General features: G+C 68.4%; 12 protein-coding genes. 9 read left to right on the top strand and 3 right to left on the bottom strand.

What is annotated here, in order from left to right:
- Nucleotides 1-36 precede the first annotated feature (36 nt).
- The 7 genes from OG555_RS00280 to OG555_RS00250 all read left to right on the top strand — a co-directional run bounded on the left by OG555_RS00280 (nt 37) and on the right by OG555_RS00250 (nt 6,885).
- A complete protein-coding gene (locus tag OG555_RS00280) occupies nt 37-1,137 on the top strand; it encodes an exo-beta-N-acetylmuramidase NamZ family protein (RefSeq protein WP_329479979.1) in 1,101 nt (366 codons plus the stop codon).
- Complete coding sequence (locus OG555_RS00275) at nt 1,137-2,102, top strand: GNAT family N-acetyltransferase (RefSeq protein ID WP_329479977.1); 966 nt, start codon at nt 1,137-1,139, stop codon at nt 2,100-2,102. Before OG555_RS00280 ends, OG555_RS00275 begins: the two co-directional genes overlap by 1 nt.
- Before the next feature lies 1 nt (nt 2,103).
- A complete protein-coding gene (locus OG555_RS00270; protein ID WP_329479975.1) occupies nt 2,104-3,381 on the top strand; it encodes an extracellular solute-binding protein in 1,278 nt (425 codons plus the stop codon).
- Nucleotides 3,378-4,316, top strand: coding sequence for a carbohydrate ABC transporter permease (locus tag OG555_RS00265; protein WP_329479973.1), 939 nt, complete (start codon nt 3,378-3,380; stop codon nt 4,314-4,316). Before OG555_RS00270 ends, OG555_RS00265 begins: the two co-directional genes overlap by 4 nt.
- Nucleotides 4,313-5,191 carry a carbohydrate ABC transporter permease gene (locus OG555_RS00260; protein ID WP_329479971.1) on the top strand — a complete coding sequence of 293 codons (879 nt, stop codon included), beginning with the start codon at nt 4,313-4,315 and terminating at the stop codon, nt 5,189-5,191. Before OG555_RS00265 ends, OG555_RS00260 begins: the two co-directional genes overlap by 4 nt.
- A gap of 10 nt (nt 5,192-5,201) precedes the next feature.
- Entirely contained in the window at nt 5,202-5,930 is a 729-nt protein-coding gene (locus OG555_RS00255) for a PIG-L deacetylase family protein (protein ID WP_329479969.1), read from the top strand.
- Nucleotides 5,931-6,207: 277 nt separating this feature from the next.
- Nucleotides 6,208-6,885, top strand: coding sequence for a hypothetical protein (locus tag OG555_RS00250; RefSeq protein ID WP_329479966.1), 678 nt, complete (start codon nt 6,208-6,210; stop codon nt 6,883-6,885).
- A 17-nt stretch (nt 6,886-6,902) separates the two neighbouring features.
- Here OG555_RS00250 and OG555_RS00245 read toward each other — a convergent pair whose 3' ends face one another.
- Complete coding sequence (locus tag OG555_RS00245; protein WP_329479964.1) at nt 6,903-9,623, bottom strand: helix-turn-helix transcriptional regulator; 2,721 nt, start codon at nt 9,621-9,623, stop codon at nt 6,903-6,905.
- A 154-nt stretch (nt 9,624-9,777) separates the two neighbouring features.
- Between OG555_RS00245 and OG555_RS00240 the strand changes: the two genes are divergently transcribed.
- Nucleotides 9,778-10,812, top strand: coding sequence for a DUF4331 family protein (locus OG555_RS00240; RefSeq protein ID WP_329479962.1), 1,035 nt, complete (start codon nt 9,778-9,780; stop codon nt 10,810-10,812).
- 2 nt (nt 10,813-10,814) lie between these two features.
- Nucleotides 10,815-11,879, top strand: a complete 1,065-nt coding sequence (locus OG555_RS00235) for a HoxN/HupN/NixA family nickel/cobalt transporter (protein WP_329479960.1) — start codon at nt 10,815-10,817, stop codon at nt 11,877-11,879.
- Here the strand turns inward: OG555_RS00235 and OG555_RS00230 are convergent.
- Both OG555_RS00230 and OG555_RS00225 read right to left on the bottom strand, forming a co-directional pair.
- Nucleotides 11,876-13,315, bottom strand: coding sequence for an AI-2E family transporter (locus OG555_RS00230; RefSeq protein WP_329479958.1), 1,440 nt, complete (start codon nt 13,313-13,315; stop codon nt 11,876-11,878). The two genes, OG555_RS00235 and OG555_RS00230, sit on opposite strands and share 4 nt — an antisense overlap.
- Nucleotides 13,312-15,258 (bottom strand): transposase, encoded by a 1,947-nt coding sequence (locus OG555_RS00225; protein ID WP_329479956.1) that lies wholly within the window; start codon nt 15,256-15,258, stop codon nt 13,312-13,314. The genes OG555_RS00230 and OG555_RS00225 overlap by 4 nt, the downstream gene beginning before the upstream one ends.
- Nucleotides 15,259-15,323 lie beyond the last annotated feature (65 nt).

Raw genomic sequence — 15,323 nt, 5'->3', positions numbered from 1 at the left:
CTGCACGATCCACGATCTGGGGCGGCGGTGGTGGCGATGGAGGTACGAACCGGCGCGGAGCGTCTGGCCGCGGAGCCTGGACTGGTGGCCGACGGTCGCCTCGGGCTGATCACGAACTTCACCGGCGTCCTGCCGGACCTGCGGCCGACTGCCGTCGCGCTGCTGGAGTCCGGACTGCGGTTGACTGCGCTCTTCGGTCCCGAGCACGGTCTGCGCGGCACGGCCCAGGCCGGCGCATCCGAGGCCGAGGGCAACGATCCGGACACCGGGCTGCCGGTCTTCGACACCTACCTCCGGCAAGGGCCTGCGCTCGACGAACTGTTCTCCGGCGTGGATGCGGTGCTCTTCGACATCCAGGACCTCGGGACGCGGTTCTACACCTATGTCTGGACGATGTACGACTGCCAGCAGGCGGCCGCGCGCCTCGGCAAGCCGTTCATCGTCCTCGACCGGCCGAACCCGCTGGGCGGCGTACGCGTGGAAGGTCCGCTGCTACAGCCGGGCTTCGAGAGCTTCGTCGGTCGCGCCCCGATCCCGCTCCGGCACGGCTTGACCGTCGGCGAGCTGGCCCTTCAGTTGGGTAAGGCAACGGTCATCCCGATGGAGGGCTGGTCCCGCTCCTTGCCGTCCGGGCTGCCGTGGGTGCCGCCGTCGCCGAACATGCCGACGATCGACACCGCGCTCGTCTACCCCGGCACGGGCCTCTTCGAGGGCACCAACCTCAGCGAGGGACGCGGTACGACGCGGCCGTTCGAGACGATCGGGGCGCCGTACGTCGACGATCGGCTCGTCCCGGCGTTGCGCTCGTGCGACCTGCCTGGAGTCATCTTCCGTCGTACGTGGTTCGAGCCCGTCTTCAGCAAGTACGCCGGCCAGGCGGTGTCCGGCGTACAGCTGCATGTGGTCGATCGGTCGGCGTTCGAGCCGGTGCGGACCGCGCTGGTGATGCTGCGGGTGCTGAATGAGCTCTACCCGGACGACTTCGGGCTGCTGCCGTCGCTGGACAAGCTGTGGGGATCCGACTCGCTCCGCCAGGCGCTCGAGTCGGGCGACGACCCGATCGCTCTCTTGCCTGAGGCAACCACGCCGGCCGGCTGGGTGCGGCCCGGCGTACTGCTCTACGAAGGGACAGCGTGATGATCCGTTCGTTCGAGGTCGGCGACGGCCCGGCGCTCGCCGCGGTCTGGACGGCGGCGGCCCCGGCCGATCCGATCGGCTATCCGCGCTTCCGTGACCTGTTCCTGCTCGACCGCAACTTCGACGCCGCCGGTCTCAAGGTCGCGATTGTCGACAATCAGATCGTCGGCGCGGCCTATGCCGTACGACGTCTGATCGCGGTCGACGCGGACGAGCTGGAACCGGCGAGTGGGTGGATCCCGTTCTTCTTCGTCCACCCCGATCACCGCGGCCGCGGCCTCGGCCGGGAACTGTTGACGGCGGCAATGGACTGGCTGCGCGACCACGGGCGCTCCGAGGTCTTCTTCTCGTCGTACACGCCGAACTACTTCCTCCCCGGCCTCGACGCCGAGCGCTACCCGGCCGCCGGACGGCTGCTGCCGGCGCTCGGCTTCGAGCGGCAGTACGACGCGGTCGCGATGGACCGGAGTCTGGTCGGGTACGAGATCCCGGCGGACGTCGGGAAACGGATCGAGACGTTGACGGCCGAGGGCTACAGCTTCGGCACCCCGAACGGCGACGAGCTGACGTCGCTGATCTCCATCGCCGGTGGCGAGTTCAACCCCGACTGGGCGCGCGCGATCCGCGAGGCCGTCGTCGCGGGGATGCCACTGGACCGCATCGTGGTGGCCCGTGATCCGGGCCGCGGGATCCTCGGCTGGGCGATGCACGGGACCTACGAGTCGGTGATCGATCGCTTCGGGCCGTTCGGCGTACTCCCGGCCTCGCGCGGAACCGGGCTCGGCAAGGTGCTGCTGCACCTGACGCTCGAGCGAATGGTTGCCCTCGGCGCGCACAGCGCCTGGTTCCTGTGGACCGGCGAGAAGTCGCCGGCCGGGCAGCTCTACCTGAAGACGGGGTTCAGCATCACCCGCACGTTCACCATCCTCCGGGCGCCCCTGGCCCCGGCCGAAGGGACTGACTGACATGCGAATCTGCAAGGGACTCAGGCTGGCTGTCGTCGTGGGTCTGCTCGCCACGGGCGCCGCGTGCGGTGGTGGCAGCAGCGGCTCGGGTGGTGGCGGCAAGGTCGAGCTGACGCTGCTGAGCCACTACAGCGACGGCCCGTCGAAGACCGGGCTGGACAAGATGATCGCGAAGTGGAACAAGGACAACCCGGACATCCAGGTCAAGGCGGAGGTCGTCAAGTTCGACGACCTGCTGACCACGATGACGGTCCGGCAGACCGGCGGCCGGGGCGCCGACATCGTCAGCGCCTACGGCCTGTGGGGCGGGCAGTTGCAGAAGGCGAACGTCGTGGCCAAGGTGCCGGACGACATCGCGTCGAAGATCAAGGCCGAGTACAGCCCGGCGGCACTGGGCGCGGTCACCACCGGCGACACGCTGCTCGGGTACCCGACCGAGCTCAACACCTACGTGCTCTTCTACAACAAGAAGATCCTCGCCGCCGCCGGCATCACCAAGCCACCGAGCACCTGGGCCGAGCTCGAGGACGCGGCGAAGAAGACCGTCAAGCGGGACAGCAAGGGCAACATCCAGGTCGAGGGCCTGAGCCTGATCCAGGACGGTGACAACAAGTCGGTGCACCCGTTCCTGTCGCTGCTCGACTCCGCGGGCGGGAAGTTCCTCGCTCCCGACGGGACGCCGCAGTTCGACAACGAGCAGGGCAAGGCCGCGCTGAAGCTCGAGAGCGACCTCGCGACGGCGAAGGCCACCAATCCGTCCATCTCGCCGACCAAGCAGTTCCGGAGCGGCGGGGTCGCGATGGCGATCCAGGCCGGCTGGTGGATCGGCAGCCTGCGGGAGCAGATGAAGGACAAGTACTCCGATGTCGGGGTCGCGGCGATCCCCGGACCGGCCGCTGGTGACAAGGGCTCGCTGGCCTACGGGTTCTTCATGGGCGTGAACCAGCGCAGCAAGCACGCGGACGAGGCGTGGAAGTTCCTCACCTGGCTGAACGAGCACAAGACCGGCGACGGTGTCACCGAGGTCGGCAAGTGGCTGGCGGACCAGGGTCTGATCCCGCCGCGGACCGCGGACCAGGCGACGTACAAGAAGTCGCTCTCGGACCCGAACCTGATCCCGATCTACGACGCGACGACGTACGCGATGGCGGAGCCGAACCAGCCGGGGGCGTACGAGGCGAAGACCGCGCTGCACAACGCGATCATGACGGTGCTTGCCGATGGCAAGAGTCCTGACGACGCGCTGGCCCAAGCGGCCAAGGCCGTCAAGCCCCAATGACCACCGCGGTCAGCAGGGTCGGCGCCGTCGCGGCGCCGGCCCAGCGGGTCGACAGACTGCATCGCGAGGGCCGGGCGGCGTACCTGTTCCTCACGCCGGTGCTGCTGTTCTTCTGTGTGTTCCTGATCCTGCCGTTCATCTTCGCGATCGTGCTCGCGTTCTCGGACTGGGGTGGGTTCGACCTCGGCACGATCCAGTGGGCCGGCGTCGCGAACTTCCGGGAGGTGCTCAGCTTCGACGGCACCTTCGTCAAGCCGATCCTGGTGAACACGTTGCTGTTCGCCTTCGGATCGGTGCTGCTGGCAACGTTCGGCTCGGTGCTGGTGGCCTACTGCATCGACCAGCTCGGCTTCCAGGGATTCTGGCGAGTGCTGTACTTCCTCCCGGTGGTCGCGACGGTGGTGGCCATCGGCAACGTGTGGAAGATGATGTACCAGCCGGCCGGCTTGATCAACGGTGTGCTGAACAAGCTCGGCGTCAACAGCATCGGCTTTCTGTCGGATGCGTCGTACGCGTTGCCGTCGGTGACGATCGTCCATGCGTGGGCTTCGATCGGTGGCGCCGTACTGATCCTGACCGCTGGACTCAAGGCGATCCCGGAGATGTACTACGAGGCCGCGGAGGTCGACGGGGCCGGGTCCTGGCACATGTTCTGGTCGATCACCTTGCCGTTGCTGCGGCCGGCGTTGCTGTTCGTGCTGATCACCCAGTTCATCGGTGGGCTGCAGTCCTTCGCGCTGATCATCGTGATGACGGGTGATGGTGGGCCCGTCAACGCGACGAACGTGGCGGCGTTCGAGATGTATCAGCGGGCGTTCAAGTTCGGCGCCTGGGGGACCGCGAGTGCGATGGCGATGGTGCTGTTCGTGATCATCCTCGTGATCACGCTGCTACAGCTGTGGATCGCCCGCCGGCGGGGAGAGGAGACCTCGTGAGACGACGTCGTGGTGGGTTCCCGTGGTTCGCGTACCTGATCGTCGTCCTCGGTGCGATCGCGATGGTGATGCCGTTCCTCGACATGGTGATGAGCTCGTTCAAGGGCCCGGGGGAGTACGGCGTCATCCCGTACAAGCTCCTGCCCAAGTCGTTCAACCTGGACAACTATCGTGACGCGATCTCACAGCTGGAGCTCGCCCGGTTGTTCCGCAACAGCGTGATCGTCACGATCAGCGTGACCGTGTCGGTGCTGATCACGTCGTCGATGGCCGGCTACGCGCTGGCGAAGCTGCGGTTCCGCGGGCGGGCGGTGATCTTCCGGTTCATCCTCGCCACGATGATGCTGCCGCCGTTCCTGCTGCTGATCCCGACCTTCCTGATCATGCTGAACTGGCCGCTGGCCGGCGGCAACGACATCCTCGGCCGCGGTGGTGACGGCGGACTCACCACCAGCCTGATCGCGCTGATCCTGCCGTTCGCGGTCAGCGGGTTCGGGATCTTCCTGATGCGCCAGTTCATGGTGTCGCTGCCGGACGAGATGCTCGAGGCGGCCAAGATCGACGGCGCCAACCAGTGGCAGATCTGGCGCCTGATCGTGCTCCCGCAGACCAAGCCGGTCGCGATCACGCTCGGCCTGATCACGTTCATCGGCACCTGGAACGAGTACATCTGGACCCTGCTCATCTCGTCGTCCGACCCCGCTCTGCAGACGCTGCCGGTCGGCATCCAGCTGCTGCAGAGCTTCCTCGACCCCGACCGCACCATGCCCATCGTGATGGCCGGTCTGGTGATCAGCACCCTCCCGGTGCTGGTCGTGTTCCTGCTGTTCCAGAAGTACTACGTCCGAGGCGTCGTACTGAGTGGCCTGAAGTGAGGAGACCCCTTTGACCAGAACAGTGCTTGCCATCGGAGCGCACATCGGCGACATGGACCTGACCGCCGGCCCGACGTTGGCCAAGCTGGTCCTGGAAGGTGCCAACGCCACCATCGTCGCGCTGACCCCGGGGGAGCGTGGCCACCCCCGGCTGTCGCCGTCGGAGTACAAGAAGCAGAAGATCGCCGAGGGCGAGGCCTTCGCCACCGCGATCGGCGCCGACTTCATGGTCCTCGACCACAGCGACGGCTTCCTCCCCGACACCGACGAGGTGGCCGTGGAACTCGCCACGATCATCCGCGAGAAGCAACCCGACACGATCATCACCCACTGGAAGAACTCCATCCACAGCGACCACGAACACGCAGCTCGTCTGGCCGAACGCGCCCGCTTCCTGGCCGGCCTCCCGATGGACCCCTCCTCCGAGAATGACGGCCCTGTGCGCAAGCTGGCCGACCTCCCCCGCCATGGCGTCCGCACCTTCTTGCACGCCGAGAACTGGGAGGACATGGAAGGTTTCCACCCCTCGCTCTACGTCCCCATCCCCGACGAAGCCTTCTATCGCTGGGTCTCCGCGATCCGCCACCAGGCCTTCGCCCGCGGCGAAACCTATGGCTTCCGCTATATCGACTACTACACCGCCCTCATGACCACGAGAGGCTGCCTGGCCTCCTACCCCCGAGCCTGCGCCTTCCACACCAACCCCACCCCCGAAGTAACCAAACTCGCCGGCCCGTAGATTCATCCGCGCGCTGTCTAGTGAGATTGCCTTGAAAGTGGCTAGTCTTCTAGACTATTCTGTGTGGTCAGTGAGCAGCCGACGCGGAGGGTCGTCAAGGCCTTCAGGCCTTCAGGGATGCGGCCTGGCGGCGGGCTCGGACGGAGGGGTCGCACAGTGTGTATGAGTGTCCCTGCGGGCAGCACGTGTTCACTCTGCCCGATGGATATCGGGCGATCTCTCCTGGTGTCGTCCGCAAAGCCGGCAAGGCGCTCGCCGAGTGCGAGGGGTAGGGCTGATGAAGAGCTATGAGGCGGCGGTGACTCGCGAGGGTCGCTGGTGGATGATTGAGATTCCTGAGCTGGACGGTCTCACTCAAGCGCGCCGGCTCGACGAGGTGGAGAGGGCAGCGCGCGAGTACATCGCGGTGACGACTGACGTTCCGCTCTCTCAGGTTGTGGTTGAGATTTCCGGTATCCAGGTTGCTGGGCAAGATCTCCTCGAGGCGAAGGCGCTCGTTGACGATTTGCGGGGCCGCGCAAGGCAGCTTGAAGCGCTCGTTGGCGATCTCACGCGTGAGGTTGCGTCCGCTCTGACGGATGCGGACGTTCCCGTCAGGGATGTGAGCAGCGTTCTCGGGGTGTCGCACCAACGAGTCTCGCAGTTGGTGCAGGCAGTCGCTGACGGAGGAGCGTCTGACCTGGCACAACTTCTGCGCGCAGCAAAAGGTGAGTACGCGCACGATCTGGTTGTCCGTCTCAAGGACGGGCGGTCGTTGCGAATCCTCGAGGTGGAATCTCCGAAGCCGGCGAAGGGCTCGAAGAAGCCGCGACCACGACGAGCCGCGGCGCAGGATGCCGGACACTCGGTGACTCGGAAGGCTACGAACGCGAGGAGTGCCAGGAGCGCCAGGAGCTCTGGCGTGGCCGGCCGTTCGGCGGCGAAGAAGGAAAGTCTGAAGAGCCGGATGGCGTGAGGCTCAATGACGGGGGATCACGTTCTGTTGGCGAGGGCGTCGCGGAGGGCGGCTCGGGTGGTTATGCCTAGTTTGGGGAAGATTCGGTAGAGGTGGCCGCTCACGGTGCGGGGTGAGAGGTAGAGCCTTGCGGCGATCTCCTTGTTGGTGAGGCCGGAGGCGGCGAGGCCGGCGATCTGTAGTTCCTGGGCGGTCAAGGGCGCGCTTGACGGAGTCGAAGCAAGCCCAGTGGCTCGGAGCTCCCGCTCGGCTCTTGCGGTCCAGGGATCCGCGCCAAGGGTGCGGAAGACGGCGCGAGCGGCCTCGAGTTGTGCCTTGGCCTCGGTCAGCGCACGGGCACGTCGCAGCCGTTCGCCGTACGCCAGACGCACGCGCGCGACATCGAAGGGCCACTGGTCGACCGTGGGGAGGTTGAGAGCTTCGTCGAACAACGCGGGCGCATCATCGTCCCCGGCCGCCATGCCCGCGGCGCCGGCGGTGAGGATCGCCAGTCTGGGTGAGAGCTCCGGCAGCCTCGCGTCCTGCAACGCGCGTACGTGACGTTCGGCCTCGGCCCGTCGATCGGTGCGTACGGCGGCCTCGACAAGATCCATCGCGATCCACAAGCTGTGCGGGACGTGGGACGCGAGCGTGCCGGCGGGACTGACCGTGGTCGCGTGGTGATACGCGCTCTCGAAGTCGCCGCGGCCGAGGTCGCCGAGGACGAGGGCATGGTGAGCGAAGACCCGCGCCGCGCCGACGCCGCGCGGACCCGCCCAGCCGATCATCTGGTCGGCCAGCGCCCGACTGGTCTCGAACTCGCCCCTGACCGCGGCCAGCAACGCCTGGTGATAGCGGAAGTACCAGCCGAAGAATCGACCACCACCCTCCTCGGTAAGGGCCAGTCCTTCGGCGGCCAGGTCGGCAGCCTCGTCCCACCGGCCACGGTGGAAGTCGTCGACGCAGAGGTCCATCAGCGCCAGCAGATGCCTGCGCGCCGGGCCGCCCTCGCGGCCGTTCAACACGGCTCGCCACAAGAGATCGCGCAGCTCCGCGAGACGGTCCGGGTACCAAGCGGCCGCGGCGTGGCCTTGCACCAGGGTCTCGTCGTGATGACCCTGCAGCGCCGCCAGCAGTCGAGGAAGAGCCGCGACGCCCGTGCGGGCCGGATCGGCGAACAGGTCCACCGTCAGCGTGAGCGACGGCGGGGGCTCATGCGAGAGCCGGCCGAGCGCGTCGTACAGCGGCTTCCACAGTTCGCTGCGGCCGCCGAAGAAGCAGATCTGCAGCAGCGTCGCGAGCCCGTTGACGAGTTCGACATCGTCGGCGTCGCCACGGTCCAGGCTGCCCTCGATGGCGCTGACCATCATGCGGTGGGCGGTGTCTACATGCGCGTCACTGCTGAGCATCACCAAGGTGGCCGCCGACGCGTAGTGCAGAGATGCGCTGCCGGCTCGTCGGCTGCCTTCGAGGAGTTCCGCCGTACTCCCGACCTCGCCCATCGCCTCCGCGCCGATGTAGGCGGCCGCGGCCAGCCGGCGACCGTGCTCGGCCGGGCTGGGGCTGAGGTCGGAAGCTCGGGTGAGCAAGGCGACCGCGGTCGTGTAGTCACCTCGCGCGACGGTGCTGTGAGCTGCCGCCTCCAAGGCTGCGGCGACCTGTTCGTCCGGCTCGATCGTGGCCGCGCCGAGGTGCCAGGCCCGATGCTCGGGCTGGTTGACGAGGACCGCGGCCAACCTCCGGTGCGCCGAGCGCCGTTCTGCCGAGGTTGTCGCGTCGACCACCGCCGACCGGATCAGCGGGTGCCGGAACACCACCCGATGCAAGTGCTCGGTCACTTGCACCAGTCGCTCCCGCTCGGCCGGCGCCAGGTCATCGATCCGGTAAAGGTTGTTGCCCGCGGCCTCTAGTACACCGAGATCCCCGGTGCCCTCGAGAGCGGCGGTGAGCAGCAGCGCCCTGGTTGCGTCAGGCAGCGTTGCCATCCGCGCCGCGAAGTGCCTCTGCAAGTTCCGCCCGAGCGGCAGTACGGCGGGGAGCGGCGCGGCGCCCGCCCGTTGCGACTGGCTCAAGGTCCTCGGGAGTTCGAGCAATGCGAGCGGGACGCCTTGCGCGGTGTCGAGGATCCGGGTCTTGACGGTCGTGTGCAGGTCGGGGAACCGAGCTGTCAGGAGGTGATCGGCGGCCGCGTCGTCCAGCGGCTTCACCTCGTACTCCGGCAGTCCCGTCCGGTCGAAGAAACCCTGGTCCTCGCCGGTTCGGCTGGACACCAACAGCCCGGCTCTGCTGCCGCCGAGCCTCCGCGCGACAAAGCTCAGAACGGCGGCGCTGGCCCGGTCGATCCAGGGGACGTCGTCGACGACGAGCAGCAGCGGCGATCGGGTCGCCGCCTTGCGCAGCAGGACGGTGGCAGCGTTGGACACCAGCAGCCGGCCCGGGGGAGGCCCGTCGCCGAACCCGAGAGCCACCTGCAGCGCGTCACGCTGCGCGGCGCTCAGCTCGTCGAACTCCTCGATCAGTGGGTACAGCGACTGGTTCAGCGCGGCATAGCTGAGCTCGCCCTCGAGTTCGGTGGCGACGACGCGCAGAACGGTCGTTCCGGACGCTCTCGCGTACCGTTCCGTGGCGTCGAGGAGTGCCGTCTTGCCGACACCGGGGCCGCCCGAAACCAGCAGGGTCCCGCCGTCGGCGGCGGCCGCACGCACAAAGGCCTCGAGGAACTCCAGTTCCTCCAGCCGCCCGACCAGCGTGGGGCTCATCAGTCACCTCCCGGCACCCGCTTCGGATTCTATGAGCCCCGCCATCGGTCAGCTGACTCGATCGCACGGAGCGAGTCAGATGACTCATCCGCGCCGGCGCACCGATCCACGACTGTGGTGGTGCCGAATCACCACCCGAGGAAAGGGAACGACCATGTCGCATCATCTCGACTCACCGCTGGCACGCCAGGACGTCCGTCTCGACATCACGGACCTGTATGTGTTCCGCGGCGAGGCCGGCACCGTGCTGGCCATCAACGTCTGTCACTCGCTCGCTGGTGACATCCCGACGCCGGGCTACCACCCGGAGGGCAAGTACGAGTTCAAGATCGACCTCGACGACGACAGCGTCGAGGACCTCACCTACCGGTTCGTGTTCGGCGATCGCGACGACCTGGGCCGGCAGAGCCTGACCGTCCACCGCCTGACCGGCGCGGCGGCCTCCGACCCGTTCGCCACCGGCACTGTGGTCGCGGAGGGGGAGACGGAGGAGACGCTGGCCGGCGACGGTGGACTGCGCGTGTGGGCCGGAAAGGCCGGCGACCCGTTCTGGATCGAGCCCGACGTCCTGCACGCCGTCGGCCACGCCTTCCAGGACGGTACGACGATCGACCTCGGAAGCTGGACCCCCGACCAGGCGACGAACGGGTTCGCCGGGCACACCGTCTACTCGATCGTCCTCGAGATCCCCGACGCCGAACTGCTCGACGCCTCGCAGACGACCCAGCCGATCGGCGTCTGGGCCGTCGCGAGCCTGGCCACGGACGCGGGCGGCTGGCGCTCGATCAACCGGATCGGGCTCCCGATGATCCACCCGCTGTTCACCCAGTTCAACGAGAAGCTCGGCGACGACCTCAACGGCGGCCGGCCGAGCGACGACCCTGAGACCTACGGGAAGCTGCTGACCGACGAGATCGCCGGCGTCGTCCGCGCGTACGGCACGGCTGCCGACCCGGAGGCCTACGCGTCGGCCGTCGTACGGCGGTTCCTGCCCAACCTGCTGCCGTACGTCGTCGGTACGCCGGCCAGCTTCGGCTTCAACTCCTGGAACGGCCGGTCGCTGACCGACAACGCGCCGAACGTGATGTTCTCGATCGCGGCCAACACACCGGTCGCGCTCGGGATCGGCAAGGAATCCGTGACGTCGAAGCCGAGGGACTCCTTCCCGTACGTGCCGGCGGCGAGCTGACGATGAAGGCCACCTTGAGCAGCACCCGCCGGTCGATCGCGGCAATGGCAGCCTTCATCCTGCTGCTGCACGTGACCGGATGGGGACTGCTCGTCGCGCTGGTCGCGCCGGGGCACTACAGCTTCGGCGCGTCCGGCGGATTCGGGGTCGGTCTCGGGCTCACGGCGTACACGCTGGGGATGCGGCACGCGTTCGACGCCGACCACATCGCGGCGATCGACAACACGACGCGCCGGCTGACCGCGGCCGGTCAACGGCCGGTATCCGTCGGGTTCTGGTTCTCGCTCGGGCACTCCAGTGTGGTCTTCGGGTTGTGCCTGCTGCTCGCCTTCGGTGTGCGGTCCCTGGTCGGCCAGGTTGAGGACGACTCGTCCACACTCCAGTCGGCCATGGGATTGATCGGTACGGCGGTGTCCGGCGTGTTCCTCGTCGCGATCGGCCTGGTCAACCTCGTCGTACTCGCGCGGATCGCGGCGGTCGTCCGCCGGATGCGGAAGGGGTACGACGACGAGGCGGAGCTCGAAGCGCAACTCGACCGCCGTGGTCTGCTCAACCGGCTGCTCCGCCCAGTGACCAAAGCCGTGCACAAGCCGCGCCACATGTATCCGGTCGGACTGCTGTTCGGCCTTGGTTTCGACACCGCCACCGAGGTGTCGTTGCTGGTCCTCGCGGGTGGAGCCGCGGCGTTCGCCCTGCCCTGGTACGCCGTACTCGTGCTGCCGATCCTGTTCGCGGCCGGGATGAGTCTGCTGGACACGATCGATGGCTGCTTCATGAGCCTCGCCTATCGCTGGGCGGTCAGCAAGCCGGTACGCCGGGCGTTCTACAACCTTGTCGTCACGGCGTTGTCCGTGGCCGTCGCGCTCGTGATCGGCACCATCGAGATCGTGTCCATCGTGACCGATCAGCTCGACATCCGGTCGGGGCCGCTGCCGGCCATCAGCCGCCTCGACCTGAACCACGCCGGCTACGTCATCACCGGTGCGTTCGTCGCGACCTGGGCCGTCGCGCTGCTGGTCTGGCGCTACGGCCGGATCGAGGACCGCTGGTCCACCCGATCGTCCTAGGAATCGTCGGCCTTGCGGACCCAGACTTCCCTGATGATCAAGAGGATCGCGGCGGCGGACGGGATGGCGAGCAGGGCGCCGACCACGCCGAGGAGGGCGCCGCCGAGGAGCGCGGCGATGACGGTGACGGCGCCGGGGATGTCGACGGCTCGGCGCATGATGCGGGGAGCCACGAAGTAGTTCTCGATCTGCTGGTAGACGATGCCGTAGGCGAGGCAGATGACGCCGGTCCAGAGACCGGTGGTGAAGCCGATCAGGGACACGATCACGACGCCGATCAGGCCGCCGACCATCGGGATGAAGTCGCAGACCATCACCACGATCGCCAGCGCCACGGCGTACTGGCCCAGGCCGACGATCTCCAGGAAGACGAACATGCAGAAGCCGGCGCACAGCGCCACCACGAACTGGCCGCTGACATAGCCGCCGACGCGGGTCAGGACCTCGTCGCCGAGGATGGACACGCGGGTCCTGCGGGTGCGCGGGACCAGGCTGTACGCCGCCCGCTTCACCGACGGGAGCGACGCGAGGAAGTACAGGGTCAGGATCAGGATCGTGAAGGTGTTGAACAGTGCGCCCGCGACGACCTTGCCGACGCCGAGGATGCCGCCGAACGCGCGCTGGGCCAGCGCCGGGTCCTGGATGTACTCCTGCGCCTTCTGGATGTAGTGGTAACGCTGGTTGAGGTCGTTCAGCGTCTTCGACTTCTCCAGCAGGTCGAGCCAGTCGGGGGCGTTCCTGATCAGGCTGTTGATCTGGTCGCTGACGACCGGGACGATCGCGAAGCCGACGCCGGTGACCGCGAGGATCATCAGCAGGAACACCACGCCGACCGACAGACCGCGCCGCAGGCCGCGGCGCATGAACCACTCGACCAGCGGGTTCAGGCCGACGGCGATGAACATCGAGACCAGCAGCAGGATGAGCACCGAGCGGGCATGGCCGAGCGCGTTCCACAGTCCCCAGGCGGCCAATACGCCGAGGGCCGCGAAGAACCCGAACACGAACGGGTTCGAGCGCCGCAACGACGGCCCGGGCAGGCCCATGCCGACATCCGGGTGCCGTTCCTCGATCAGCAACTGCGCGGCGAAGTCGTCATCCTCCGCATGCTCGGCCCGGTCGGCAGCCTTCTTCGCGTGCTCCTCGGACTCGTCAGCGTCGTCCTCGGACTGGTCGGCTTCATCGGCCGATTCGTCCGCCTGCCGCGCAGCCTCCCGAGCCGCACCAGCCGACTCGTCCGCCGTGCCCGCGGCGACTGTCGCCTCGTCGGCGGAGTCCTCGGCCTGGTCGGCTGACGACTCCGCCTGCTCGGCGGCGTGTTCACTCTTGCCGGCGGCGGCTTGGGCCTCTGCGGCAGCGGTCTCGGCTTCGCGGGCGGCCTCGGTGAGGTCCCGATCAGGGGTCGCTGTGGAGGTGTCGTCGCCGGGTGGCGTCACGTCGTCTTGTCCTTCGGGGATCGCGAGCCTGCCTTGGCCTCGTCGGTCTTCTCGTCGTCGGCGGCCGAACCGTCCGGCCGCGCCTGCACCCGAGTCTGCTCGTTCGCGAGGTCATCCAGCCGCAACTCGTCGATCCGCGTCGAGTCCGCCGGCTCGTCGTCATCCGCGGCCGAAGCCGACGGGGACGAGGACGACGGGGACGAGGACGACGCGGACGCGCCGGAAGACGACGCACTACCGGAGCCGGACCGCGCAGAGCCGGAGCCGGACCGACGCGGCCGCGCCGAGCCCGATGCCCCAGAGCCCGAGCCGGACGTCGAGCCCGAGCCGGTCGCCGAGCCCGAGCCAGCCGGCTTGACGTCGTCACCCGAGAGCGCGGAGTCGTCACCCGAGCCCGCGGAGTCGGTGGCCGAGGGCGCGGACTTGGAGGCTGCGGAGGTGGAGGTCGCGGATGTGGACTTGATTCCGGACGTGGACGTGGGGGAGTCGGCGGGCTCAGCGGGACCGCCGGCGGTCTTGCTGGCGAGGTCGTCGGCGTCCTTCGGATCGACCCGCAGGCTGGTGTCGATCCGGGTCTCGTCGACCCGCGCATCGCCCGCACTGATCCCGACGAACGGGCTGGCCCCGGTGAACGGTCCCTCATCTTCCTCGTCGTCCGACGAGGCACCCGCCGCGCCACCGGCGAACGGGCTGGCGGTCGGAGCCGGCGACTCAGGGAACGGCCTGGCCGAGGATCCGGTAGGCGCCGCGGAGCTCGCCGGGTCTGCCGCCGGCGCCTCGGTGAAGGAGGACGGCGAGGAGGACGGGCCGGCGAAGGGGGTGGGGCTGTTGAGGGCGTCGGTGGGTGGGGTCTGGGGGCGCCTGAAGGGGTTCACGTACGCCGGGGCGGCGGTTTCGGAGTCGAGTTCGGCGGCCTGGCGGGCGATGTTGCTGGCGATCTCGTTCAGGCCGGCGATCTGGGTGAGGATGCCGTCGCGCCGCTTCGCCAGGCGCTCGGTCTCCCGGGCGACGACCGTACGCGACCGCTCCGCCTCGTCCGCGGCGTTCGCCAGCTCGGCCTCGGCGCGGGTCCGGGCAGTCGTCAGCAACTGCTCGGCCTCCCGCCGCGACCGCGCGATGGTCCGCTCGGCCGACTCCTCGGCCTCGGTGCGGATCTTGCGCGCCTGCTCGGTCGCCTCCGCGACCCGCCGCTCGGACGCCTCCGCGGCCTCGCGCATCTGGGTGGTCAGGTTCTCGGTGTCGGCCGCGATCTGCTGGTGCTTGTCGGCCAGCTCCTTGGCCTGCTGCTCGCGCTCGTCGGCCAGCCGCGCCCGCAGCGCCGCGGACTCGCGCTGGATCGCCGTCCGGATCTTCTCCGCCTCGTGCAGCGCGCCGTTCTTCAGCGTGCTCGACTGCGACTCCGCGGTCAGCTGCAGCTGCTCGGCCTTGCGCCGCGCCGCCTGCAACACCTCGGACGCCTCGGTCTCGGCGGTCCGGCGAAGCTCCGCGGCGTCGCCCTCGGCGGTCCGGCGCACGCTGTCGGCCTCGTTCAGCGCGACCGTGCGGATGTCCTCGGCCTCACGTTCACCGGTCGCGCGGGTGGCCGCCGCCTCCTTGGCGGAGTTGGTGCGCAGCTCGTCGGCCTCGCGGCGGGCCTCCTCGAGCGCCTCGGACGCCTGGTCCTGGGCGAGCCGGAGGATCTGCGCGGCCCGGTCGCCGAGTCCGGCGTACGACGGGTTCGCACTGGCGTCGAGTTGACGCCGGGTCTCGTCGAGCTGGCGCTGCATCGGCGCCACGCTTCCTTGGAGCTCGTCGGCGCGATTACGTGCCTCGGCGAGTTGCATTTCCAACGCGCGGACGTAGTCGTCCACCGCCTGCTTGTCGTACCCACGGCGACTGACCGGGAAGCCCCCGGCCGCGGTCGCCGTACGGTCGAAGAATGGCAGGCTCGACTCGTCAGGCATTTTCCCGAGATTCCCTTCTGGCGGCTCAGCGTGAATCCCCCACCTTAAGCCTGTCAGAACCCGGG

Origin of the sequence: Kribbella sp. NBC_01484, assembly GCF_036227145.1 — a bacterium.
Taxonomy (GTDB): domain Bacteria; phylum Actinomycetota; class Actinomycetes; order Propionibacteriales; family Kribbellaceae; genus Kribbella.
This window is presented reverse-complemented; position numbering and strand designations above follow the sequence as displayed.